Source organism: Telluribacter roseus, assembly GCF_017355915.2.
Taxonomy (GTDB): Bacteria; Bacteroidota; Bacteroidia; order Cytophagales; family Spirosomataceae; genus Telluribacter.
Genome location: NZ_JAFEUV020000004.1, coordinates 340,738 through 365,716 on the forward strand (window position 1 = coordinate 340,738; position 24,979 = coordinate 365,716).

The following is a 24,979-nucleotide window of genomic DNA, read 5'->3' on the forward strand; positions in this document are numbered from 1 at the left end:
TTGACATTCATTTGGTATTGCATAGAGTTAGTTTTCATGTTTGGTATGCAGGGGGTACTATGGCACTTCCCCCCGGCAATGGTTATCGGGGAAGTTGTTCCTGTATGATGAAATTGTTCGCTGGTAATGTGTTGCCGGGATGATTTTTTATGATGTTCTGATATATAAATTCAAGGTCATTTTTATTACCCTGGTAGATGACCTCTCCATTGAGGTTGATGTCCTCGCCGAAGTAGCCCGTCAGCCTGTAGTAAGGTACTTTCAGGAGGTTTCCTGCGGCGCCCATTACCAGGTTGCTGATCGGCTCCAGGTCGTTGCCGGTACCCTGATACACTACTTTGTCATCCTGCTGAGCATTACCTGCCCATAGGGCTCTTCCCTGTACCACCACGGCCTGCGCCTGGTGAATGGGGTTGGAGGCCACTTTGACATAGGTAGCAGTAGCCGGAGCGCGGAAGTCAACAAGGCTGGTAACAGGGGTCAGTGGCAGGGCCGAAGCTGTCATGGCTCCCAGGTGGTTGCGGTGGCGGATGGCGATGTAGTAGCCTGTACCATCGGGAGCTACCACTTCCAGCGGCGATACTCCATCCAGATCTACCACATCCCCGTCGCGCTGCACCAGGGCCGACTGGCTCTGTACCACCTGCGTCGGATCAGCGGCGCTGCGGAGTTCTACAAATACCCAGTCGACAATGGCGTTGCGGCCGGTTACCGTTAGTACCGCCGGGTCAAGCGCTGAGGCGGGTAGGGTAGCGTTCCAGCTGCTGTACGGGGTAGTCTGCGGGATTAGTCCCTTCACGCGCAGGTCGTCGCGCATGAGCGAGTCTACCGTGGTATTGGCCGGAGCATCGGTGTAGGTCACGCCATACAGCGCTCCCTGCAGGTACACGCGGGGCTGGTACTTGAGCGGAGCATCAATGAATACCTCTACCAGGGCTGTATCACACACCACCCCGTTTTTCGCTTCACAGAGGGTATAGATAAATGTATCCTTACCCGAAGCGGTGGTACCGGCGGTATAGGTAACCTCACCGGTAGTAGCGTTGATGCTGACGGTACCTTTGGTAGGTTGTGTAGTAATCGTGATCGTAACCAGCGCCGGATCAACGGGACTAACCTTATTGAGGGTATCGTTGGCCAGGATCGGGTAAGTAATGGTACCGCCCAGGGTCAGCTTACCCAGGTAATCGTAGGTAGCGGCGATAGAGGAGCCATAGAGATTAACGGGGGTAGGTACTTCTTCTTTCGGATCATCATCCTTGTCCGGATCCGGATCGGTACCATCGGTGGACTTATCGGTGGTTTTGCCTCCCAGCGGACCGGTACCTTCGGCGGTGGCGATGTTGTACAGGGTAGCCGTACCTCCAGGGGTAATCACAAAGCTTACGAATACCGAGTCAACGGCTCCTACGGCCAGAGCCTGATTGGGCGCCAGGATATTGGAAGTAGCGGTACCATCCCAGCTGCCATTGGCAAACAAGCTACCTTCAATGGCCGTGTAGCCGGTAGGTGCTACCGAGCTGAACTGAGTGGCTGCATCATCGAATACCTTGAGGTCCTTTAGTTCTACGTTACCGAAGTTCTGCAGGATAAAGCGCAGGGTGATCTCCTTTGTGGTAGGGGTCTTGTCCACTACACTTACTACACTCTTGGCAATACCAATCTTAGGATTCTCAAAAAGCGTAATCTTGGTAGGGGTGCTGTTGTCGGAGGTCTTATCGTTTTTGTCGGGGTCTACATCCGTGCCGTCTTCTGAGTAGTCAATGACGTATCGGCGACCGGGGCTCTGGGCTGTACCTATCGCCGAGTTTTCGAACGGACCACCCACGGCACCGGGAGTAAGGGTCACGGTAAGGCGAATCAGGGCAAACTCATTGACCAGTAGCGAGCCGGTTCCAGTCAGTAGCTCAGGGTTTGCATTGGTACCGCTGTAAGCCGGATTGGTAGCCAGTGTAGTGCTAGTGGGCTGCTGTACGATGCTGTATGAATCCACCGTAAATGAGGTGGCATCTTCAAACGTTTCGCTCAGGTTATCGACTACCTGTACGTTGTGCAGCGGTACGTTACCCGCATTCACCACGCGTATTTCGTACGTTAAGGTAAAGGTGTTGTTGCCGTTGCTGACCGGCGCGGTTAGTACCCGCTTGGCCAGGCCGAGCTGGGGAGCTTCGGTAAAGGTTACGGGGGTGTCTTCGTTGTTGTTGGTAGGATCACCGTCGTCGTCAGGGTCTACCTTATTACCGGTCTGCGACTTGTCGGTAACGGTAGTACCTCCGGGTGATACACCCGTTCCGGTTGCTGAATTGTAGTACACGCCCAGTTTGTTGCCCGGAGTTACCTGTACAGTCAGGGTAATGGTACCGGCAGTTCCGGAGGCCAGTGAGCTTCCGACGCCCAGGAGGGAGGTGGTGGAGGTACCATTGAACGCATTGTTTACCACCAGACCAGGTGTAGCACTCAGGCTTGTGACGGTAAAGCCGGTAGCACCGCTGAAAGTAGCGGCCAGGTTGTCCGTTACCTGAATAGCATTCAGCGGTACATTACCCGTATTCTCCACCTTAATGCTGTAGGTCAGTGAGTAGGTACCATTCTGATTATTGACTACGCTGGCTACTTCTTTGGCTACTCCTATTTTGGGGGCTTCGGTAAACGTCACCGGAGTAGGATCATCGTTATCGCCGGGGCCGTCGTTCTCGGGGTCAACGTCGGTACCATCGGTAGAGGTATCATTGACCGGCGTGTTGAACTGACTAGTGGCGGTAGCAACTGCCAGGTTATTATAAGGTCCCAGATTTCCGCCCGGAGACACCCGAATGGTCAGCTGTACGGTTTGCTGCTCACCTACGGCCAGGGTATTGGTACCCATCAGCAGGTTAGTATTGGTGGTACCGTTGTAGGCGAGGTTGATGGACAGATTGTCGCTGCTGATACTGCTCACCACTACCGGATTGCCGTTAAAGGTAGTAGCGAGGTTGTCGGTGATCTGTACATTTTTGAGCCCTACATCGCCGGTGTTTTTCACCGTAAACAGGTAGGTAAAGGTATAGCTGCCGTCGGTGTTGGTGACCGGAGTACTTACCACCTGCTTGGCCAGACCTATACCCGGATTTTCGGGGAAGGTAATGGTGGTTTTATCATCATTATCCTTGGGGTCATCGTTCTTGTTGGGGTCAGGATCATTACCATCCTGCGACTTATCGGTGGTAGGGGTGTCGCCGGGGCCTGTGGCCGTACTGGTTGCAAAGTTCTCAAAAGGACCGAGGCCATCCGGAGTGACGGTCAGGTTCAGGGTAATGGTCTTGATCTCATTCACCAGCAGTCCGTCGTTTCCGGTCAGGAGGTTGAGGTTGCTGGTACCGTTGTAGGCAGGATTTACGGTGAGTCCCGAGCTGGCGGTCAGGCTGGTGATGGTCACAGCCGATGTATTGAAGGCCTCCGCCAGGTTATCGGTTACCTGTACGTTCTTCAGGGGTACATTACCCATGTTACGTACTGTGAAGGTAAAGGCCAGGTTGTAGCTGCCGTTGCCGTTGCTGACGGGGAGGGTGGTCAGGGCCTTCGCAATGCCTATAACGGGTGTTTCGGTGAAGGTTACGGGCGTTTCTACGTCGTTATCGTTAGGCGTATCATTCTTATTGGGATCGGGGTCAGTACCATCCTGTGATTTGTCCGTCGTAGTCACAGTGCCGGAGTCCTTACCCGAGCCTACCGCGCTATTTTTATATTCACCCAGTACGGCTCCCGGTACTACCGTAACCGTAAACTCCACAATACCTGACTCACCCACTACCAGGCTCTGCGAAGCAGCCAGCATATTCTTGTCGGAGTTTCCGTTGAAGGACGGGTTGATGGTAAATCTCGCGCTGGCAATATTATTCACAGTGAAAGAGGTTGCTCCCGCGAAGGTGGCGGTGAGGTCTTCCACAACCTGTACATTAGAGAGGTTGGTAGTACCCATGTTCTTCACCCGGATCTGGTAGGTCAGGGTGTAAGAGCCGTTCTTGTTGTTGACCGGAGCGCTGCTGATAGTCTTGGCAACCCCGATGCATACATTCTCAACAATGAAGGTCAGTACGGTGCTGCAACCTGAGGCATCAGTTACGGTAACAGCATACTTACCGGGAGCCAGACCACTCAGGTCTTCGGTAGTGGCACCGTTGGTCCAGGAGTAGCTGTAAGGGGCCGTACCACCCGTAACGGTGATGTTGACCGATCCCTGGTTAGGCTGGCTGCAGGAGGTGTTGGTTACAACACCCGATAGGGCCAGGGCGGCAGGCTCGGTAATAGTAGCCGAGATGGTAGAAGTACATCCGTTGGCGTCGGTCACGGTTACCGAATAGGTACCCGCGTCAAGACCGCTCAGGTCCTCAGTAATGGTACCATTGGACCATTTGTAGGTATAAGGGGCCGTGCCACCGGTTACTGTCAGATCGATGCTGCCGTTGTCAGCTCCGTTACAGGTTGAGTTAATGAAGGTTCTGGACAGGGTAAGAGCAGTAGCCGGCTGATTAACGGTGATGCTTGCGGTAGTCGTAGCCCCAGCATTATCCCGGATCGTTACCGAATAGGTACTGGCAGGGATGTTGGTCAGGTCCTGGGTAGTGGCTCCGTTGGACCAGGTGTAGGTATAGGGGGCAGTACCACCTATTACTTCCAGGTCAATTTTACCCGTACTACCACCAAAGCAGAGTACGTCCGTCTTGGTAATGGAGCTTACTGCCAGCGGACCGCCAATGCGGTTCACCGTGAAGCTCATTTCTCTGGTACAACCTGCCGCGTCCGTTACGATTACGGTGTACGTACCACCTACCAGTCCGGTCTGGTCCTTCGTAGTAGTACCGTTAGACCACAGGTAGGTATAAGGGCCGGTTCCACCGCTTACGGTAAGGGTGATGGCTCCGTTAGCGGACCCGAAGGGGTTTTCGTGGGTAACACTGCCATTGAGGCTGATGGCCGTAGCAGGCTGGGTAATAGTAGCCTGTCCGGTAGCGGTGCAGCCAAATTTATCGGTTACCGTTACGGTATAGGTACCAGGGGCCAGACCACCCGGATCCTGTACCGAAGCGCCGTTGGACCATACGTAAGTATAGGGGCCAATACCACCGGTAATGTTTAGATCAATGGAGCCGTTGCTAATGCCAAAGCAGGTAGCATTTTTAGGAGTAAAGGCTAGCTGTAGGGTATTCACGACTACATTTACACACTGTTGCGCACTCTGACCGCAATCATTCACCGCCGTCACACACACGTTGTAGGCACCGGGAGCCACGTTGCTCCAGTTGACGGTCACCTCGTTGGTGTTGGCTCCGCTTACGATCTGGGCTCCGGCGGGCAGGTTCCAGGTGTAGCTGATGGCATCCTGAACGGCCGGTACTCGTAGCGTACTGGGGCCGGAGGTACATACATACAGGGCAAAATCTACGGTGATGGTTACCTTGGCCGTGGCACATTTGGATGGGGTAGGGCAGCCATCGTCACATACCTGGTACTCAAACTCATCGGTACCGGTAAAGCCGGGGCTGGGCGTATAGGTAATGGTATTGTCTGAATTAACCACTGCGGTACCATACCTGGCTTTGACGGCAATGGTTGGCTTCTGAAGGGTACCATCGGCGTCGCTGTCGTTAGCCAGTACCGCTATTACCACGGGGCGTTCGGTGGTAGTAGTGGCTACGTCATTCTGGGTTACCGGCGCATCATTCACCGTCGAGTACAGTACCGTCACCGTGGCGGTAGACGAGTAGCCCGCATTGTCAGTAACCCGGTACGTAAAGGTCACTACCTCATTTTCGGTCAGTGCCCCGCCGGGGGTAAATCGAATAGTTTTATCTGGGTTGACCGTCAGAGTAGCCTTGCCTGTGGCAGGAACCGATGCTGCTACTATCTCAACATTATATGAGCCGGCGTGGGCTGAGAGGAAGCCTGCCACATCGGGATCGGTGTCATTGGCGAGTACGTTAATGTCAGTAGTTCCCTGCACACAGGCCCTGTCGTTATTGGCTACCGGTGGTTCCTCCACATTGAATTCAACCGTACTGTTGAGGGTAGGTACTGGAGTGCCCAGGTTATCGACGGCGCCTTCTACCCGAGCGGTGTTAGTGGCTGGGTCAACATTGCCAATGACCCTAAAGGTAACCGTAATATTGCGGGTACTCCCTGCGTTCAGCGTGCCGAGGTTGTTCCAGGTAATGGTACCTCCTGAGATGTTATTAGGCGTTACCGATGCACTTACATACTGCAGATTGGTAGTAGTGTAAATATCCTTGAGTGGGAGGGTCGTGATGTTTGACTGCCCGGTATTGGCAATAGCGATGTTGTAGGTTACGGTATTACCCAGCGTGATGGGACCGGAGGCCGGTGAGGTACGTGTCTTGGTCACCGATACGGCAGGCGCTACTACCGTATAGTTTTTGGTAGAGGTATGGGTAACTGTACCTTCAGTACCTTCCCGGGCGGTACCCAGGATGGTGTAGGTACCTGCTTCGGATGGCGTCCAGGCGTACTCGTAGGTACGGGTACATCCGGCAGTAGCCACCGACGTAGGGGTTACTGTGGTACTGCCACCACCCGAGCGGCTGATCTGGAGGCTCATACCCGTAATGTCGTTGGGGCCGAAGGGATCGCTTACTACGGAGCGGATGTATACGGTACCACCTACCGATGGCTGGCTTACTATTGAGCCCCCCGAAGCAAAGGCGGCATTGTAGGCATCGAGGCTGTTGATGTTGATGTAGGTGCTGGTGGGGAGTACCAGTTGAGAGGACCTATTGGTCGCGTCGTAGTCGACGGTAATACCTGTTCCCAAAAGGTCATTGGAAAGGTCCAGTACGATGCTTTCTCCGGCCGGAATGGTGACCGGGGTGGCTAGTGTACCGGTCAGGGTGATTACACCGGTGGTAGTGTTCCAGTTCGCTACACTCTGCGTGAAGAAGGTAGTACTACCGTACCGCAGTGTGGCGATAAACGGAAGCGTATTAGTGGAGGCAACACTACTCGTCGTGAATCTGGCGTGTGCCGTTACGGTGATAGTCTGATTGGCCGGAATGGTAAAACCACTACAAAGAGCAGGAGTCAGGGTAAAGCTTGCATCCGTTGAGATACCCTTTACGGCTACCGCTATGTGCGCCCAGGCCTGGCTCTGACCTCCTGAGAGAGTCCAGGTCATACTGGTGGTACCCGCCGTAGCCGATTTGTAACTGGATACCGCACCGATACTGTTGGTACTGCTGTTAAAGATGGAGGTTTGTCCGGCCCCGATGGTGTTACTCTTGGCCCGGGTACCCACAACGTCCACCACAATATCCCCAAGCGAAGATGGAGCGGATACCGAGGCTGGGGTAGTGGTACCCGTAGCGGTTGCTACTATACCAAAGGGGGCCGCTGTATCCACGTTGTTCAGGAGGGTCACCCCCACTACGGCTTCAAGAGTCTGACCGTTGGGCCAGTTGACAGTGACAGTACCGGCGGTAGTCGACGGGTTTACCAGGTACCACAGTTCAGCCTTGGCATCGGTACCGGTGGTCAGGTCTCTGAGTTTGGTTAGTGGCACTCCACCGAACGTCACATTCGATATGGCGTTATTGGCTCCGGGTGTTGAGGCGATCGTAACCAGGATCATGCGGTTGGCTCCGGTGGGGGTAAAGGTACCCGTACTCGACATGGTACCCGTTGAAGATCCACTGTTGTGGGTCAGGAAGGTACCACTTGCCGTCACCTGGGCCGTATTCTTGACCAGCTCCACGGTAGGGGTAGAAGTAGTCGCCGTAGGAACCGTACGGCTCAGCTGGGAGGGGTTTCGGAAATAGAGTTGTTTATTGACCGTCTGGGCAAACAGATCTGCTGAGTTGAGCAGCAGGATTGCCAGCAAGGCCACCAGTTGAATGAAGCTCCGTTGTGGTAGTATGTGTTGCCCTTGCGGGGTTGATATAGGCGTAGAAATATTCATCAAATGCTGTGCTTTTAACATCTTCAGGAGGGTTAGAAGGGTAGCCCCACTCAATTTAGTTTTTCAGGATAAGGCTGGGTGCTGCGGGTGCTTCTTTGGGAGTGGCCGAGTAGCAGGTAGCGGCGCTTTCGCACCCTACATTATTAGCCGCTACACATACCTGTCCGGGGGCGGTGGAGTTCCATCGTACGGTCAGGGTGGCCGTACCTTGTCCGCTTACGATAGTAGCGTGGGCAGGTACCGTCCAGTTGTACACCAGTGAGGCCGAGGAGCTGGTCACCGAATAAGTGACATTTTCACCAACGCAGGGCTTAGGATCGCTCGCGCTGATACCCGCCGGCGTAGCTGGGGTACAGTTGCCATCCTCACAGTCGGTGAGACCGTTTCCGTTGTTGTCGATGCCGTCGTTACAGATCTCGGGTTCCCATATCTGAGTGGATGCCGTACCCGTACAGCCTCGGGTATCCGTGATGGTGACGCTATAGGTGTTGCGGGCCAGGCCGGTGAGGTCTTCGGTAGTAGCTCCGTTGCTCCACAAGTAGGTATAGCCGGGGGTACCTCCTGAGGCAGTCAGGTCAGCGGTTCCGGTGGCTATGCCCGGATCGGGATTGGTATCGTCGGTTTTGGTGATGGTACCGGTGATGGCCGCTGGCTGTGATACGGTGACCGGAAGTACTGTCGTACAGCCATCGGCATCCCTGGCGGTAACTGTGTAAGTACCCGCCGTCAGGTTGATGATATCCTTGCTGGTATTGCTGTTGGACCAGGTATAGATAAACGGAGTTTTGCCGGTTATACCCAATACAATGGAGCCATTCCTGGAGCCGAAGCACGAAGCATCCGTAACGGTAGGGGTAATGGTAGCAGGTGTACGGCTGCCTACGGTGGCCGAGCCCGTGATCGAACAGCCTACCGCATCGGTAATGGTGACGTTGTAGGTACCAGCCGCAAGGCCGCTGATATCCCGGGTGGTAGCCCCATTGGACCACGCATAGCTATAAGGGGCGGTGCCGCCGGTGACGTTTAGTTTGATGGCACCGTCATTCGTATTACAGGCTACCTGGGTTGTAAATGTAGGCGTGTTCAGGAAAGGCCTGGTGGGGTCATAGGTGACGGTAATGCTTTTCTTCGGAACATGACAGGTGTTAGGCAGGGTCACATCCAGGTAGTAGGTGCCCGGCTTACTTACCGTAATCGTGCGCTGGTTAGGATTGGTATCAATCTTTCCGTCTACTGTAGACCAGGTATAGGTCACGTCAGACCGGTCGATGTCCGTCGAGAGGGTAGAGGTGGGGTTATTACAGGATAGCAGAGAATTACCTACGATGATAGGGTCAATGGTAGGCTGTCCCCACTTATAAGGACCCGCGAAGTCTTTGAGCTGAGCCGTAAAGGACGAAGACGCACGTGACTTTACAATAAAGGTGTGCAGGGGGAACAAACAGGGGTCCAGACCGGAAAGGGTGGCGTGGTCCATACCGAATTTGGTCAGGTTGATACCTACCTCAGCTACCGAGAAAGGAATGTAGGTAGTACCCCAGGTGTTGGACTTGGTACCCTTGGTACCCCAGGGCGGAGCCGCCGGGTTTTGTCCATCCACGTTTACAATACCTACCGCGTCGGTATTACCGGGTAGCGGCACAATGGTAGCGTATCCAAATGGTGAGCCGTTGTAAGGGCCATCAAAGCTGCCTCCCCAGGTAAAGGTTTTGGGGGTGGTGGACGTATAGGCAGCCCGGCTTACCCATACCCGCACTTCGATATTGGCCGTTGAGCCTCCGCCTGTTAACGAAACGTTGAATATGAAGTCACCTACTTTAGTAATGTTGCCCTGCGCATCGAACTGAAAGGCCGTGTGACCCAGGTCGGGGCCACCGGATGTGAAGCCGCTGCCCGGGGTATAGGCAATGCTGCTGGCAAAAAACTCGAAATCCAGGTAGGCATCCCCACCCGGTTCGGCCCGGTTGATAAGTCCAAAAAACCAGAGGTCATCTTTGTTGGTGCCGGTGTCAATATCCCGTACCATGTGCCCTCCAATGTCCAGTAGGTCGTTCTTGCCCAGTACGTTAGCGGGGCCGGGGCTCCATATGGCCGGGTCTTCCCCGTTTTTACTGGCCGACGTGTACGAAGTCTGATCTATTCCACCGGTTCCGCCAAAAAGGTCCCTCGCCCATACACCATCGATCAGTAGTTGTCTTTTAGTACCTGATGCATCCACGTAGCTGCTCATGTTGCCATTCATACGGCGCTCATACGTAGGATTGCCGCCAGCCTGCAGCAGGGTAGTAATAGCTGAGGGGTTGGCTTCATCAATGGCTCCCCGGCCGGTAGGGCCTTTAAACCAGTCAACGGTACCAGCCGCTGGTGTACCGGCACCGTACTCAATAATACCGGAATATAAGCCGGCATCTACGCCGAAGTTGGCTCTGACGGCCCCATTCTGGAGGATCTGAGCCTGGGATACCTGATGGGTTAGTAAGCCAAGGGCTCCTGACAGGAAAAGAGAGAGATAACGATGAGGAAGTAAAAAGAGGTAGAATTTCTTCATGTGGGTTTACTTACTGGTCATTCAGTTAGATAGAAAAGCGGGGCATAAGAGGGCTTACGACGCTATGGGCATTGGTATGGGAAATCAGAATATGATAAAGGGTACTGGTAGCTGGTGGGATGGTTCCGGATGGAGTTGCAGCCATTGGATTCCGGATCGCAGGGTGTGGACCTGAACAGGGGGAAGTGGTAGTAGTCTGCTGTGAAAAGGCTATGGTCTGCCACGATTTTAGAAAGTTGTGTGTGTAATCCTATTTTTAGTGGGTATGCGTACTGGCAGGTATGCGCCCATAGAGGAGCAATAACTGTACCGTTTTTTGGGGTATGGGTGCCAGTCAAGGCCGAATGCCCCCTATAAAGTCATTTAAAAGGTTGGAATCCAGAAAAAAGAAAATGGTAGGTAGTGGATATAGCAGGTACTACCCGAAGTGATGAGAAGTACACGTACCCTGACCGCAATACTTATACCAATATTGCCTGATCCGGTACATAAAAAGGCTTTGAAAGACGTATTGGAATGATTTTTTAAGGTTTTAGTGCTTCACACCAACCATTCATCCTTACTATGAAATCTTACCTGAATTTACTGATCATTCTGTTACTTACCCTGAGCTTAACCAGTTGTGACTTTATTGGCTCGGTATTCAAAGGCGGTGTTTACGTGGGAGCCATCATGGTCGTCGTGGTGATCGTAGCCGTCGTGTGGCTCTTTGCCAAGTTTATGGGAGGCAAGAGGTAACAGGTACCGGCCGGCCCGGGACATCCGGTGCAGGGCCTACCATAAAAAAAGCTCCCTTATGTGTAAGGGAGCCTGATCTCTACTCGGGTAGTACGGTCTGTTGCGGCCGGGTTAGCCAATGGCTTCATTGATATCGGGCAGCGTGCCAAAGCGCTGCAGCGTAGCTATATGCGAGCGTAGTGCCTCCCCAAATGTTTCGTTTTCCATGTAAGTGAGCCCATATTCTTCGGCGGTCTGCTTCACGATCGGCGCTATGGCCGGATAGTGTACATGGCAGATGCGCGGGAAGAGGTGGTGCTCGATCTGGAAGTTAAGGCCACCCACGTACCAGGACAGCCACCTGTTCTGACGGGAAAAGTTAACCGTCGACTGCAGCTGATGAATAGCCCAGTCATTTTCGATAATGCCCTGGTCATTGGCGAGCGGGTGGTGAGTACCCTCCACCGTATGGGCCAGCTGAAAAACTACCGTCAGGATAATACCCGCCGTAAAGTGCATCAGCAGAAAGCCCCAAAGTACTTCGGCGAACGGTATGGAGAAGTACACGACCGGTACCACAAACATAACCGTCAGATAGACCAGTTTCAGGGCGATCAGCCTTACCAGTAAAGACCGGTTTTCGGCCTGCGACTGGGTATTGACCCCTGATTTGATAAAAGAGGCATACTGGATAAAGTCTTTCAGCAGTACCCAGTACAGGGTAAGGATACCGTAAAAAAAGAAGGCGTAGATCCACTGGAACTTATGGATAAAGCGGGTAGTGGTATGCGGAGAAAGCCGAATCACCAGCCGGTCCTGGATATCCTCGTCCATAGGTACTACATTGGTATAGGTATGGTGCAGGATGTTGTGCTGTAGTTTCCAGTTGAGCACCCCGCCACCTACCAGGTTCAGGGTGTAACCCATGAGCTCGTTGATGCGGGTATTGTCAGAGTAGGCGCCGTGGTTGGCATCGTGCATGACACTCATACCGATACCGGCTACTCCCAGGCCCATCACAAACCACAGTACCATACTGAGTGCCAGTGGGGGCTGAAAGGCCAGAAGAGCTATAAAAGGCAGCACATAGGCACTCACCAGCACTGCCGACTTCAGGTACATGGTACCATTGGCGTGCTTGGACTGTCCCGTATCTGCAAAATGCTGATCGACGCGTTTGCGAAGCGTATTAAAAAATTGATTTTTGTCTTTGCTGACAAATTTTACCTGTCCTTTCAGTTTCATGCAGGGTGCTTATCGTGTTAGTTGTTCATTTTGAGCGAGGCAATAGACAAATAGAATGAACAAACTCGGAACGAACCTACCTACCTGAAAGCCAACTTCAAATGTAACGTTTAAATTCGAATAACCGGTATAAAGTCGCTTTGGGCCGTTGTTTGGGGGTAGGTAGGGCTGAGGCGGGAATAAAAAAATATTAAAAAAAATAGCCTCAGGTATTGCGTATTTAAAAAGTACCGAACATATTTGCACTCCGTTTGGGACACCAAGCACAGCCCGGGGGATTAGCTCAGTTGGCTAGAGCGCTACAATGGCATTGTAGAGGCCATCGGTTCGAATCCGATATTCTCCACCACTTCCAATAAAAAACGCTACTGATACCAGTAGCGTTTTTTTATGCTTACAAGCTCTAAAAAGCACTTCCCCTTTCTTCTATTGTAGGCACATTCGGTGGCACTTACATTTGAAGAATGTACCTTATCCTGAGTTCCTCATCCGGTGCGTCGAAACGTAGAGTGACCTGTATCGAGCAACAGGTATATGAAACGACTTACTTATTGATCGCTGAATTAGTCTTTGAAATCAAAAGTTGGGCTCTTTACTAAATTATAAGTTCAAGGAAGAAATTTGAGACCCAGCCACCTGTATGGGTAACTACACTTGCTACTAATCTATGGGAAAGAAGTTTAGGGGAGACCAGTAGGCTACTTCAAAGGGTATCCGCTCTTCGTCGCCCAGTTCATCAATCAATCGGAAGAAGCCGCCCTCATACTTATCGTGGTAGTAGATAGCCGGCTCGAATTTCATACCTGTTCTGTTGATCACGATAACCAGCTCCATATTCCATGGCTTCTTCTCTTCGATCGTATACCATGTAACTATTCTCTGAATCATCGTAACGTTAATCTATGAAATCTGTACTAAAAGGGCTACAAGTTACTCCTTTCCGTAATCATTCGAAATTCCACCCTCATCTACCTCTCCTTAAGCATCTACTGCCACTACTATAAAATGTCTGCATCTACTTCACCTGTTGATTGGCAGTCAACGCTTTACTGCCCGCCTCTCAATAGGTTGGGGCTGTGATTTTTCGAGCCGAAAGTAACCAACTTCATCGTCTGCAAGCAGTGCAGTGGCCAGTATACACTTTAAAATGGCTTTAGGGTACCTCCGGCACCTGAAAAATACGCGCGTTCCGGAAAGAAATGATTCTGAGCGTATTTTCAATAAGTGCTTTCTGCTAAGCGGATTATGCCAGAGAAAATAATTTCGATGTAAATAATCAACGGCGATAAAAGTTGGCACGGCACTTGCTAATAAGTTACATATCTGTGTAAAATGAATCTTTAAGTCCCTCCCAAACAACTACTTATTATGAAGAAGCTTTCTTTGATCCTATTAGTTGCGCTTGTAGCATTTGTAGCGGCCTGCAGTACTATCAGTACTAACAAGGTCGAAACCAAAGAGAACCCCGCTGTGAATGTAGATTACGATTTGAGTACCGTTAGTAACTGGTAATCAGTATTAATTGATACATACAAGAAGCTAGTAATACAAGAGGCACTCAGGGGTATCCCCCGAATGCCTCTCTTTTTTTGGCCAAATGGAGTACTACCGGCTGCCCCGGGACCCCGATTTATAACTCACTGCGCCAGGATTGCGCTACGGTGGTGCAAGTGCCCAGTAGCAGTACCATGAGCGGAATAAATGGTTTGTACGTGCAGGTGGTTAGGAATAGGGTACTACCATGGTAAGGCAGCGGCTGACCTGACCTACTTAGCAGAAGAGCAGGAGGGGAAGGATGAAGGGCCGAAAACAAAAAAGCCTTCACCCAATGCGGGTGAAGGCTTTCCGGATATAGTTACCTACTTAACGATCCGCGGTTGTACGACCACCACCTCTTGAAACTGCTACGAGCAGGATGATGAAAATAGCCGCACCGACCACCCAGGCTACCGGGTTGGAGTACCAGGCGGCTTCACCACCACTATTGATATCAACGTTTACATCAAGTTCTTTTTCCTGGGCAAAGGCTACAGCGTGTCCTAGCATAGCGGCAAAAAACAGAACTATTCTGTTCCATGCATTTTTGAGTTTCTGTTCCATACAATGAGTGTAATAAGGATATGAAAACTAAGTTATGTACTTATATTCATACATATTATAAAAATAATGCCAGCCGTAGCTACGCCTGATCCTGCTCACTGGGCTTGCTGAGAATGGAATTTCTAAACTCATTGGGCGTCATGCCATAGTACTTCCTGAATAGCTTGTTGAGGTGGCTGCCATCCGTAAAGCCAAACTCGTAGGTTATCTGCGACACGCTGAGGCTACTGTACAGGAGGCGGTTTTCGATCAGCTTGAGCTTGTACTTCATAATATACTGCTGCAGTGACTCGCCAGTCTGATCCTTGAAGAGGGTACTCAGGTAGCTGGCCGAGTAGTTAAACCGGGCTACCAGCTGCTCGATCCGGAGCAACTCGGGCTGCCGTATGTGCTGCCGGATGTACAGCACCACCTCCTCAATGAGCTTCTGATTGCGGGTATCTTTCCGCCGTACCAGGTCCTGTCGCACCATATTTCGGGCCAGTATACCCAGAATGGCCTTCATGATACCGTTCATGATGAGCTCGTAGGAGCCTTCCTCGCGGTGGGTGTACTCATGGATCAGCACCGTGAGCAGGTGCTCGAGGAGTGCTTTCTGCTGACTGTCTGCTACTACCGAACCAGTAGCTTGGTAGGGCGAATGTAGCAGCGACTCCACAGTACGGATCCAGTTGGGGGACTTGGGCTGGCTGTGGTCTTCCAGGAATACTTCGGTAAAGCGTATGTAGCAAAAGTGCGTATGCTCCTGGATGTCGAAGTAGTGATAGTCGTCGGGCCCCAGCAGGAACACATCCCCGGCCGCGTATTGGAAAATGTTATCATTGATACAGTGCCGGCCCCGCCCATCCCGGATAAAGATGATCTCGAAGTAGCTGTGATTATGGACCGGATGCTGCCACTCACTGGCTTCAAATACATAGATATTGAACGGCTCGTACTGGATATAGCGCTTCATAATAGGTATCTACCAATTTACAATGGATTTGTACAATAAGGCTTGTACATCGCTTCTCTACTTTTGACTAACCAATCAATCTTACTACCAATACGGTATCAGCAGTACCGGCACATTAACTATTCCTATGATGCAAAAACCAATCAATCTTCTTGCAGCTGCTTTCACAGCCCTCCTGCTCATCAATGGAGGAGACGCTCAGGCCCAGAGTGCGGCGAAGTGGCAGAGCCTGTTCAATGGCAAGGACTTCAGCGGGTGGGGGACCTACCTGGTTCCGTCCAAATCGGCCGCCGACCAGACGCCCATCGGGCTCAACAAAGACCCGCACGGTGTATTCAAAGTGACCGACGGGATGATCCACGTATCCGGTCAGGACTGGGGCGGAGTGTTTACGGATAAATCGTACAGCAACTACCACCTCCGGTACCAGGTGAAGTTCGGTACCAAGAAATGGCCCCCCCGCGAAAACGCGGTAGCCGACGGCGGTCTGCTCTTTCACTGCTCACTGCCGTACGACTACGGCTCCAAGTGCTGGATGCGTAGTATTGAGATGCAGATTCAGGAAACCGACATCGGTGATTACCACAACGTAGGAGCGGGGGTGCCACTGCTGGCCTTTTCGCCGTCCAAAGACGATACCGACGATGTCAACCAATACGACCCTTTTGCACCCCTGCGGCCTACCGATAAGCGGGTGTTCCGCTCGGGCAACTTTGAGAGCAGACCCGACGACTGGACCACCGGTGAGCTGGTGGCCCGCGGAGCCGACGCGGTATTTATCGTCAATGGATTCGTGGTGAACCGCCTGTATAACATCTACCGGGCTGATCTGCAGCAGCAGACTACCAGCGGCCAGATCCAGTTCCAGAGCGAAGGTGCTGAGCACTTCCTGAAAGATATCGAACTACGTCCCATCCAGTTCCAGCAGAAGGGGGAGCCCAGGCTGGTAAGTACCCGCCAGGATATACAGATCTCGGAAAAGGGCGCACAGACCATCGAAGTCGAGAACAAGGGTGAGGAGGTGGAGCTCATAGCGGCCGAGCTAATCGGTAAGGAGCTGGAGCAGTTTGATGTGAAGCTGCCGAAGTTTCCGCTTACACTTAAGAGGGGCGAAAAACTGAGGATACCCGTCCAGGCCCGTACCGGAAGTACTTCGGGTAATCAGGTAAAGTTCCGGCTGGAAACCGTACTGGGGCCGGTCAATGATTTTGCTGTCAACCTGAGGGTGCAGTAAACGTAGAGTTAGAGAGGAGTAAAACAGTTAGGGGTACCGGATTTCCGGTACCCCTTAATTCTGCAGTAGATGTATAGTTGTTTTCAGGTTATTGCTGGGTCACTAGGCCACCTTCAGTAGGTCTTTGAGGCGGCTGATGGAGATGGGCTTGGTGATATACTCCGATACTTCCTTGTAGCTTTTGGCCCTTTCCAGGTCTTCCGGGTCGATGGACGAGCTCACCATGTATATGGTAATGTCCTTGCTGATGCTCTCCTTCAGCTTCACAAACTCATTCAGAAAATCCCAGCCGTTCATGACGGGCATGTTGATATCCAGTAGTATGATTTCGGGCAGGGCACTGTCGTCATGGATATTTTCCAGGATATGACGGATTGCTTTTTCTCCGTCTTCAAAAACCAGCAGATTATTACACAGCTTGTAGGTCTCTATAATTTTGGACAACCCAAACACATAAATGTGGCTATCGTCAATGATATAGGCTGTGTCAATCTTTTTCATCAGAATGTGATTTTGTATGTAGATCCGCTGGCAGAAACAGCCTGGACATCTATGCTTACTCCCAGAGCTTCTACCTGGCCCCTGGTAAGGTACTGGCTGATCCCACGCGCGGCCGGATGGGCATGGATGGTCTCGTAGCGGCTGAACAGATCCGTCTCAAACTTCGACTGGTCTATTCCTACACCATTGTCCGTTACGGTAAGTACAGGTCTGTTGTCTTCGAGGGAGGTGCTGATCCGGACGGTGGGGGTACGGTCGGGATGGCGGTACTTGATGGCGTTCAGCACCAGGCTCAGCAGGATGCTCTGTAAAAAGGCGGGATTGGTAACAATAGTGTTGCACTCAAGCTGGCCCTCCACGATCTGCACCTGATGCGACTGGAGGTCGTCCTGGAGGGCTTCGCGGGTGAGCTGTATATAGTCAGCTACATCGAGGCTCTGCTTGTCCTGTGTAATATCCTGCTGTACGTATATGACCTCGTTGAGCTGGCCGATGGTCTGGTTAAGTTCGGCCGATATATGTTCAATAAACGAGAGGATCCTGTTTCTTTCGTCTTCGCTGTTACTGATCTTCATGACCTCCAGCATCATTTCCAGATTACCAGCGTGCGAGCGCAGGTTGTGCGAAACGATGAAGGCAAAGTCAAGCAGGCGGTTATTCTGTCGGGTGATGGTATGCAGGGAGTCCGTAAACTGAATTTCCCGCAGCTTCTGCGTATGTATATCCTGCAGAACACCCCTGAGCCCGGCTACCTTGCCCCCGGTAGTACTAATGGGCTTGCCTGTCAGTCGTACCCATATCTTATTCTTCTGTGCGGTTATAAGCTGCAGCTCAAGATCAAAGGGAGCCTCCTCCGCGATGGCATTTACAAGCTGCTCCTGAATCGTCTGCTGCGATGCTTCCGTAAAATACCCGGCGATATCCTCTACCTGCACTGGCTGGCCCTGGGGTAAGCCAAAGATATCGTACATGGTACTGGTCCAGAATAGCTCGTGCCGGTCCAGGTAATACTCCCATCCACCTACCCGGGCCAGGGTCTGGGTTTCTTCCAGGAGTTGCTTGCTACGCTCCAGCTCTTCGAGGCTTTGTACCTGCTGATCAATGTTGATGACAGTACCTACCATATATACCGGCTCACCCGCCGGGTTAAACTGGGCCTGCCCCGTCGTCTCAAACCAGCGGTAGCCGCCATCCTTATGCTTCAGCCGGACGGGATGCTTATAGGGCTGGTGGTGATGGATGTGATTGTTAAGAGCCTGACTGGTTATTGACTGGTCATCGGGGTGCAGGAGTATAGTCAGGAAGTTTTCGTTTGAAGCCTCAATCTCCTGGTCTTCATAACCGAGCATTTCATACAGACGCTTGCTCCACCATTCCTGACCAGTCAGTACATCCCACTTCCATACGCCCGCATTGCTGCCCTCCAAAAGCAGGGAAAGCGTCTCGCTTGCGTTTTCCAGTAGTCCGAGTGTATGTATATTAGTTGTCTCCATGGAGCATGTTGCCTTACCCACACCCTCAGTGGTAATAAGGACTCGGGTGGTGTGGGCAGCCTATAATTATGCAGTCTTAAATGTATAGACTTAAGCTATGCTACCGCAAAAATATTCGATGAACAGTACTTTTTTCGGCTTTATTGGTTTTTGCCCGGAAAGAATCAGCATGATACCATTATACTAAGTGATATAGTCATTCAGATATTTCAGAGCTGGGGCCGGTCCTGAAAAAGACACTTTCGTATTGAATCATATCTTCTATATTTGCGTTTATAAAGTCTATAAGCTTAATAGATTATTGTTTCCAAACTTCAAACCTACACAACTATGTCACTACGCTTAGGAGATGTTGCCCCTGATTTCGAGGCCAATACTACCCAGGGACCTATCCGTTTTCATGAATGGCTCGGCGATAGCTGGGGTATGCTTTTCTCTCACCCGGCCGATTTTACACCTGTATGTACTACTGAGCTAGGCAAAACAGCTCTTCTTCAGGGTGAGTTTGCAAAACGTAACGTTAAAGTAATAGCCGTAAGCGTAGACGACCTGGAGTCGCACAATCGCTGGATACCCGATATTAACGAGGTGACCGGCTCGGATGTAAACTTCCCGATCATTGCAGACGAAGGCCGCAAGGTAGCCCAGCTGTATGATATGATCCACCCCAACGCCAGCGAAAAGTCAACCGTGCGTTCGGTATTCATCATTGGTCCTGACAAGAAGATCAAGCTGACGCTGACGTACCCTGCTTCGACGGGTCGTAACTTCAACGAGTTGCTCCGCGTGGTTGACTCGCTACAGCTTACCGCTAATCACTCGGTAGCTACTCCGGCTGACTGGAAAGACGGCGAAGATGTGATCGTGGTGCCTGCCGTTAGTACCGAAGATGCCGAGAAGAAGTTTACCAAAGGACTGCGTATTGTGAAGCCCTACCTGCGCTACACGCCACAGCCTAATAAGTAAGGGTACTTCTGGTACTTACCTGTTTATATAATGGGCCCTTCTCTACATCGGGAAGGGCCTTTTTACTTAAGTACTATAGTCACTACGATGATTTATGGCTCCGGTCAATCATATTTGTGGGCTCTTTGTATTTTTGTGGTGGTATGGCGCGTAAAGCACAACAATTTAAAACGAAGAAAGAACCCGATAAGAAACCCCTGCCGCTGATAGGGTGGGGCATTATCGCAGGAGTAGTGTTGCTCATCGGTGGGATCATCTGGTGGAATAGCTTCCGGAACGAGAACCAGTGGACGCACATCCAGCGGTTCGGGATCAGGCTACCTATGCGCTACCCTATACACGGTATTGATATTTCGCATCACAACGCCACTATTGACTGGGACAAGCTGAAAGCCGTGAAGTCAGAAGGAGTCAGGATTGATTTCGTGTACATCAAGGCGACCGAAGGAGCTACCCACGCCGACCGCCAGTACGAGCGCAACTGGAAGGAGGCCCGTCGGGTAGGTATCCGCAGGGGGGCCTACCATTTTTATAATCCGCGGGTATACTCTAGCCTGCAGGCTGATAATTTTATCAGGAAAGTAAAAATGCAGGACGGGGACCTGCCCCCGGTACTGGATCTGGAAATAGAAGCCGGTAAGCCGGTTGATATCATTATTAAAGGTGTACGCAACTGGCTCACCATTGTAGAGAAGCACTACGGGGTGAAGCCTATTATCTATACCAACGAACACTTTTATCAGAAGTACATAGCCGGTAATTTTGACGAGTACCCGCTCTGGCTGGCTGGCTACTCCCGCACCCACCTCGACGACCTGGCCGAAAATGCGCATGTCCTGTTCTGGCAACACAGCGAAAAAGGGTGGGTAGATGGTGTAAAGGGGTACGTTGATTTTAATGTGTACCTGCATGATGTGGAAACGTGGGGGGTAGTAGGAAAAAACTAATAAGAAGTACAATGGCAGACGAAAGCGCATCATCAACCCGATTGAACAAATACATCAGCGAAACAGGATTCTGTTCGCGACGCGAAGCCGATAAACTCATTGAACAGGGTAGGGTAACGATCAATGGCCGGCCGGCCGTGCTGGGTGATAAGGCCACCGATGAGGATGATGTCCGGATCAACGGGAAGCCTCTGAAGGCCAGGCGCAAGGCTGAGGTATATATTGCTTTTAATAAACCCGTTGGTATTACCTGTACTACGGAGCGGCACATCAAGGGTAATATCATTGACTACATCAAACACCCGGAGCGAATCTTTCCCATCGGTCGCCTGGACAAGCCTTCCGAAGGCCTCATCTTCCTGACCAGCGACGGCGATATCGTCAACAAGATCCTGCGGGCGGGTAATAACCACGAAAAAGAGTACGTGGTGACGGTGGATAAGCCCATCACGCCAGAGTTTGTCAACCGCATGAGTAATGGTGTACCTATCCTGGATACCGTTACCCGGAAATGCTACGTCCGGAAAGAGAGCAGCTACGTATTTACCATTATCCTGACGCAGGGCCTCAACCGTCAGATCCGTCGGATGTGTGAGTACCTGGGCTATAACGTTACGCGCCTGAAGCGGGTCCGTATCATGAACGTAACCCTGCACAACCTACCAGTAGGGAAGTGGCGCAACCTCACCGCGGCCGAAATGGAAGAGATCAACCGGATGGTAGCCAGCTCGACCAAAACCGAGGAAGGCTCCTACCTGTCAAACCAACGGGAAGACGATCTGGAAGCGTATGATTAAGTATACAGCTCAGGCTGGTACCTGTACTAGACTAAGCTGACCGGGTTCAGTAATTTTCGGGTAGGTTCTGCTTTTCAAGGTTGAACAAACCAGGTCTCATGCAGCGTTTAGCTACCTCTATTATACTCACCCTTCTGGCTGGACTTCTACACCTGAGCTGCCACCGCAGTACGTCCGGCTCCGTACAGAGTACTACCGGTACGCCTCCCAATATCATACTCATCATGACCGACGACCAGGGCTACGGTGACCTGGGCGTGACGGGCAATCCGGTAATCGAAACACCCCATATCGACGCGCTGGCCCGGCAGGGCGTCAGCATGAGTCACTTCTACGTGAGTCCGGTATGCAGCCCTACCCGCGCCAGCCTCATGACGGGCCGCTACAACTATCGTACGCGGGTAGTGGATACCTACCAGGGCCGCTCCATGATGGATACCGAAGAGGTGACCCTGGCCGAGGTACTTAAAGGCCGGGGTTTCCGGACAGGGATATTTGGTAAGTGGCACCTGGGCGATACCTATCCCATGCGTCCCAACGATCAGGGTTTTGAGGAGGCGCTGGTGCATTTTGGCGGAGGACTGGCTCAGCCCTCCGAACCGCTGCACAACAACCGCCGCTACACCGATCCCATACTGTATCACAACGGGGAGGAAGTACAGACCAAAGGCTACTGCACCGATGTGTACTTTGATAGGGCCCTCTCGTTTATAGAGCAAAGCCGACAGCAGCGGAAGCCTTTTTTTGCCTACATAGCTACCAACGCGCCGCACGATCCCTTCCATGATGTACCGGAGGAGTTGCTGGCTAAGTACAGAAAGAAAGGAGTAGCATCGGCGCTACGGGGCGACTTCCCGAATCCCGAAAAACGGGCTGAAGACCTGGCCCGAATCTATGCTATGGTGGACAACGTAGATCAGAATGTAGGAAAGCTCCTACAGAAGCTGGACGAGTGGGATCTGGCCGAAAATACCATCCTCATATTTATGACGGATAACGGGCCGCAGACCACCCGCTACAACGGTCCGTTCCGGGGAGGTAAGGGGCAGGTGTGGGAAGGGGGCATACGTACCTGCTACTACATGCGCTGGCCCGGGCGTCTGAAAGCCGGTGCCGTCAGCGACCGGCCGGTGGCTCATATTGATATCATGCCTACGCTGCTGGATGCCGCCGGAGCCCCACTCCCTAAAGACCGGGTCATAGACGGAAGGAGTTTTCTGCCGCTGGTGGAAGGCAAACAGGTGGAGTGGCCGGACCGGACGCTGTATATGCAGTGGCACCGGGGCGATGAACCCAAACCCTTTGTCGCCTTTGCGGCCCGGGCTCCAAGGTACAAGCTGCTTAGTCCTAATGGGGAGAAATTTGAACTATACGATGTTCTGAACGATCCCGGCGAAAAGCAAAACCTGGCGGATCAACTACCCGAAGTAGTGGAGAAGATGAAGGCCGGGTATATGACGTGGTACCGGAATGTATCCGGTACCCGCCCCAACAACTACGCCAAACCCCGCATTGTACTGGGTACCGACCACGAAACCACCACCCGCCTGAGCCAGCAGGATTGGATACTTACGCGGGGCCAGGGCTGGGGGGAGCAGGGGCTATGGCAGGTAGAGGTGGCAAAGCCCGCCAGTTTTGATGCGGAAGTCATCCTCGATAAGCCTCATCCCGGCTGGCAGCTTAGTATGTCGGGTAGTGGGAAAACATTCAGAGGATCGGTAGCCGGAGACGGTACTAAAGGTACCATCCCGAACATCACTCTTCCCGCCGGAAAAACCGATCTGCAGGTATCCCTATCCAACGGAGAAAAGGAAGTGGGCCCCTACCAGGTAATCCTGAAGAGGAGGTAGGGGGAAAGGAGTAAAGGATGAAAGGAGAAAGGGAGGAAAGTTGAAAACTGTAGGTACATTCTATCTTTCACCGCTGCCACTCAATCACTCATTCACCACTCACTCAATCTCTCACTCACCATTAAAAAGGCGTTTCTTCGGCTATACGCTCACGGAGGAACTGGCTGATATTGACTTTGGGCTGACGGCACAGGTACACCTGCGTGCCTCGCTCACGGGCGTAGGGGTTGGTGATGCGGCCTACTTCTTTAATGTCGGCAAACAGACCGGGTATGTCATCACCCAATTCGTCATTGACATAGATAAACTCCTGAATGTCTTTATCCAGGTGTTTGGGGGCCCAGTACAGGAAGCTCTCGTTAAAGCACATGGGCTCCGGTAGGCCATACTTGCTGCCTATCACGGTGACGGCACCGGCTTGTCCGTAGTTTTCGCAGTAGATGAGCGTTTTGCTTTTGTCCTGTGTCTGGCGATAGGCCTTATCTACAATAGCGGTCAGTTCCTCCCAGCCAATCATGTCGGCGTAGTCCTGCGGGAGGGGGTGTACCGTGCCATCTTCAAAGCGGCGGCCAAAGTCTATCCCGAAGTTCTCTTCCAGGCCATTGAAGTAAGCTACTAAGCCCTTGGTATGGGTTACCGGCAAACCCAGTGGTAGGAGGGGGAGCGTAAACAGTACCATCAGTGCAGGAAAACCTATACGCGTATACGTGCTTCTAAGTACCCTTTCCCAAATGATAGTCCCGCCGGCAATCAGTACCGGAAATATACCTGCTGTATAGTAGCTTTTGCCCTGCACCGAAAACAGCACCGCCACCACCAGCAGAGCACTCATGGCTACCACTTTGAAGCGGTTCATACGCAGCAGATACACCACGCCGGTTATGACCAGAGGCATGGCCGCAAAGGGCATCAGTACCTGTTCGACCAGAAACGCCACCCGGTCTACGTGGGTAAGCTGGGTGGTTTCCAAGGCATTCATGTGCTGAGTCAGTGGAAAGCCGTGGATAAGCTGCCAGATCAGGTTGGGAAGCACAATGATAAACCCCAGCAGCATGGCTCCCACAAAGTGCCTGCTTTGTAGTATGACGCGCCGGTGCGAAAGGAGCAGGGCGGCGATAATACAGAGGATCAGGAGCAGGATCAGGTACTTGTTCAGGAAGCCCAGCCCGGCCGTAGCTCCCAGGAAGTACAGGTACCGGGGGGCGTCGGTATTAAGGTACCGGATAAACCAGTAGTAGCAAAGGGTCCAGAAAAAGATATCCAAAAATACCGGCTGGTACAGAAAGAACGCCCGGAGCATCAGGGGAGGGATGATCATACCGACCGCGGCTAATTTCATGGCGTACTTGCGTCCACCCAGTTGCTGGGCCAGTAATGCCCCCAGTACTACCATGACCCCGCTCATCAGGGAGGGGAGTAGCTTTACCGCAAAGAGGGAATCGCCCGCTACGAACTGGATCAGCCACGACAGTAAACTTATCAGCGGAGGTACCGAAGCGTAGCCCAGGGCTGGGTGCTTGCCGAGGGAAAAATAGAGCAGCTCGTCGCGGTGGTACTCGAGGTTCTGAAAGAAAATGAGGTGAAGCCCGGCGCTCAGGAACGCCAACATCCAAACTAACCAGGGAAGCCTGACGGGAGTATGCATTTAGACTACAGGTGTGTATAAGGTGGGTGCGAATAT

Annotated in this window: 15 protein-coding genes and 1 tRNA gene; 7 read left to right on the forward strand and 9 right to left on the reverse strand. The window is 52.2% G+C overall.

The window, feature by feature from the left end; translation table 11 throughout:
• Positions 1 to 82 precede the first annotated feature (82 nt).
• Entirely contained in the window at positions 83 to 7,945 is a 7,863-nt protein-coding gene (locus JTN23_RS10550; RefSeq protein ID WP_247234677.1) for an Ig-like domain-containing protein, read from the reverse strand.
• A gap of 55 nt (positions 7,946 to 8,000) precedes the next feature.
• Positions 8,001 to 10,493, reverse strand: coding sequence for a PKD domain-containing protein (locus tag JTN23_RS10555; protein ID WP_247234679.1), 2,493 nt, complete (start codon positions 10,491 to 10,493; stop codon positions 8,001 to 8,003).
• Positions 10,494 to 11,057: 564 nt separating this feature from the next.
• On the opposite strand from JTN23_RS10555, the gene JTN23_RS10560 reads away from it, so the two are divergent.
• Positions 11,058 to 11,231, forward strand: coding sequence for a hypothetical protein (locus JTN23_RS10560; RefSeq protein ID WP_247234681.1), 174 nt, complete (start codon positions 11,058 to 11,060; stop codon positions 11,229 to 11,231).
• Between the two features lie 111 nt (positions 11,232 to 11,342).
• Here the strand turns inward: JTN23_RS10560 and JTN23_RS10565 are convergent, their stop codons facing one another.
• Positions 11,343 to 12,455, reverse strand: a complete 1,113-nt coding sequence (locus JTN23_RS10565; RefSeq protein ID WP_247234683.1) for a fatty acid desaturase family protein — start codon at positions 12,453 to 12,455, stop codon at positions 11,343 to 11,345.
• Positions 12,456 to 12,727: 272 nt separating this feature from the next.
• Here JTN23_RS10565 and JTN23_RS10570 point away from each other — a divergent pair.
• Positions 12,728 to 12,804, forward strand: a tRNA-Ala gene (locus tag JTN23_RS10570).
• A 311-nt stretch (positions 12,805 to 13,115) separates the two neighbouring features.
• On the opposite strand, the gene JTN23_RS10575 is transcribed toward JTN23_RS10570, so the two are convergent.
• The 3 genes from JTN23_RS10575 to JTN23_RS10585 form a co-directional block, all read right to left on the reverse strand.
• Entirely contained in the window at positions 13,116 to 13,343 is a 228-nt protein-coding gene (locus JTN23_RS10575) for a hypothetical protein (RefSeq protein ID WP_247234685.1), read from the reverse strand.
• Between the two features lie 975 nt (positions 13,344 to 14,318).
• On the reverse strand, positions 14,319 to 14,555 hold the full coding sequence (locus tag JTN23_RS10580) for a hypothetical protein (RefSeq protein ID WP_247234687.1): 237 nt from the start codon (positions 14,553 to 14,555) through the stop codon (positions 14,319 to 14,321).
• Between the two features lie 79 nt (positions 14,556 to 14,634).
• Positions 14,635 to 15,510: an AraC family transcriptional regulator gene (locus tag JTN23_RS10585; RefSeq protein WP_247234689.1), complete on the reverse strand. Its 876-nt coding sequence runs from the start codon at positions 15,508 to 15,510 to the stop codon at positions 14,635 to 14,637.
• A gap of 127 nt (positions 15,511 to 15,637) precedes the next feature.
• On the opposite strand from JTN23_RS10585, the gene JTN23_RS10590 reads away from it, so the two are divergent.
• The gene (locus JTN23_RS10590) at positions 15,638 to 16,744 is read left to right on the forward strand and encodes a 3-keto-disaccharide hydrolase (RefSeq protein ID WP_247234691.1); all 1,107 of its coding nucleotides are present in this window, start codon (positions 15,638 to 15,640) and stop codon (positions 16,742 to 16,744) included.
• Between the two features lie 102 nt (positions 16,745 to 16,846).
• Here the strand turns inward: JTN23_RS10590 and JTN23_RS10595 are convergent, their stop codons facing one another.
• Together JTN23_RS10595 and JTN23_RS10600 are read right to left on the reverse strand one after the other, a co-directional pair.
• Positions 16,847 to 17,245 carry a response regulator gene (locus tag JTN23_RS10595; protein WP_247234693.1) on the reverse strand — a complete coding sequence of 133 codons (399 nt, stop codon included), beginning with the start codon at positions 17,243 to 17,245 and terminating at the stop codon, positions 16,847 to 16,849.
• Entirely contained in the window at positions 17,245 to 18,738 is a 1,494-nt protein-coding gene (locus JTN23_RS10600; RefSeq protein ID WP_247234695.1) for a PAS domain-containing sensor histidine kinase, read from the reverse strand. The genes JTN23_RS10595 and JTN23_RS10600 overlap by 1 nt, the downstream gene beginning before the upstream one ends.
• Before the next feature lie 330 nt (positions 18,739 to 19,068).
• Between JTN23_RS10600 and JTN23_RS10605 the strand changes: the two genes are divergently transcribed.
• The 4 genes from JTN23_RS10605 (at position 19,069) to JTN23_RS10620 (ending at position 23,298) form a co-directional block, all read left to right on the forward strand.
• A complete protein-coding gene (locus tag JTN23_RS10605; protein ID WP_247234697.1) occupies positions 19,069 to 19,704 on the forward strand; it encodes a peroxiredoxin in 636 nt (211 codons plus the stop codon).
• A 143-nt stretch (positions 19,705 to 19,847) separates the two neighbouring features.
• Complete coding sequence (locus tag JTN23_RS10610) at positions 19,848 to 20,651, forward strand: glycoside hydrolase family 25 protein (protein ID WP_247234699.1); 804 nt, start codon at positions 19,848 to 19,850, stop codon at positions 20,649 to 20,651.
• A gap of 11 nt (positions 20,652 to 20,662) precedes the next feature.
• Positions 20,663 to 21,448 carry a 23S rRNA pseudouridine(2604) synthase RluF gene (gene rluF / locus JTN23_RS10615; protein ID WP_247234701.1) on the forward strand — a complete coding sequence of 262 codons (786 nt, stop codon included), beginning with the start codon at positions 20,663 to 20,665 and terminating at the stop codon, positions 21,446 to 21,448.
• A gap of 98 nt (positions 21,449 to 21,546) precedes the next feature.
• Complete coding sequence (locus JTN23_RS10620) at positions 21,547 to 23,298, forward strand: arylsulfatase (protein WP_247234703.1); 1,752 nt, start codon at positions 21,547 to 21,549, stop codon at positions 23,296 to 23,298.
• Positions 23,299 to 23,419: 121 nt separating this feature from the next.
• On the opposite strand, the gene JTN23_RS10625 is transcribed toward JTN23_RS10620, so the two are convergent.
• On the reverse strand, positions 23,420 to 24,943 hold the full coding sequence (locus JTN23_RS10625; protein ID WP_247234705.1) for a glycosyltransferase family 39 protein: 1,524 nt from the start codon (positions 24,941 to 24,943) through the stop codon (positions 23,420 to 23,422).
• Positions 24,944 to 24,979: the final 36 nt, after the last annotated feature.

What these genes read in the sequence shown, in the direction of transcription:
- JTN23_RS10550 (WP_247234677.1), bottom strand. Translation starts at nt 7,945, where the DNA reads ATGAATATTTCTACGCCTATATCAACCCCGCAAGGGCAACACATACTA.
- JTN23_RS10555 (WP_247234679.1), bottom strand. Translation starts at nt 10,493, where the DNA reads ATGAAGAAATTCTACCTCTTTTTACTTCCTCATCGTTATCTCTCTCTT.
- JTN23_RS10560 (WP_247234681.1), top strand. Translation starts at nt 11,058, where the DNA reads ATGAAATCTTACCTGAATTTACTGATCATTCTGTTACTTACCCTGAGC.
- JTN23_RS10565 (WP_247234683.1), bottom strand. Translation starts at nt 12,455, where the DNA reads ATGAAACTGAAAGGACAGGTAAAATTTGTCAGCAAAGACAAAAATCAA.
- JTN23_RS10575 (WP_247234685.1), bottom strand. Translation starts at nt 13,343, where the DNA reads ATGATTCAGAGAATAGTTACATGGTATACGATCGAAGAGAAGAAGCCA.
- JTN23_RS10580 (WP_247234687.1), bottom strand. Translation starts at nt 14,555, where the DNA reads ATGGAACAGAAACTCAAAAATGCATGGAACAGAATAGTTCTGTTTTTT.
- JTN23_RS10585 (WP_247234689.1), bottom strand. Translation starts at nt 15,510, where the DNA reads ATGAAGCGCTATATCCAGTACGAGCCGTTCAATATCTATGTATTTGAA.
- JTN23_RS10590 (WP_247234691.1), top strand. Translation starts at nt 15,638, where the DNA reads ATGATGCAAAAACCAATCAATCTTCTTGCAGCTGCTTTCACAGCCCTC.
- JTN23_RS10595 (WP_247234693.1), bottom strand. Translation starts at nt 17,245, where the DNA reads ATGAAAAAGATTGACACAGCCTATATCATTGACGATAGCCACATTTAT.
- JTN23_RS10600 (WP_247234695.1), bottom strand. Translation starts at nt 18,738, where the DNA reads ATGGAGACAACTAATATACATACACTCGGACTACTGGAAAACGCAAGC.
- JTN23_RS10605 (WP_247234697.1), top strand. Translation starts at nt 19,069, where the DNA reads ATGTCACTACGCTTAGGAGATGTTGCCCCTGATTTCGAGGCCAATACT.
- JTN23_RS10610 (WP_247234699.1), top strand. Translation starts at nt 19,848, where the DNA reads ATGGCGCGTAAAGCACAACAATTTAAAACGAAGAAAGAACCCGATAAG.
- rluF (WP_247234701.1), top strand. Translation starts at nt 20,663, where the DNA reads ATGGCAGACGAAAGCGCATCATCAACCCGATTGAACAAATACATCAGC.
- JTN23_RS10620 (WP_247234703.1), top strand. Translation starts at nt 21,547, where the DNA reads ATGCAGCGTTTAGCTACCTCTATTATACTCACCCTTCTGGCTGGACTT.
- JTN23_RS10625 (WP_247234705.1), bottom strand. Translation starts at nt 24,943, where the DNA reads ATGCATACTCCCGTCAGGCTTCCCTGGTTAGTTTGGATGTTGGCGTTC.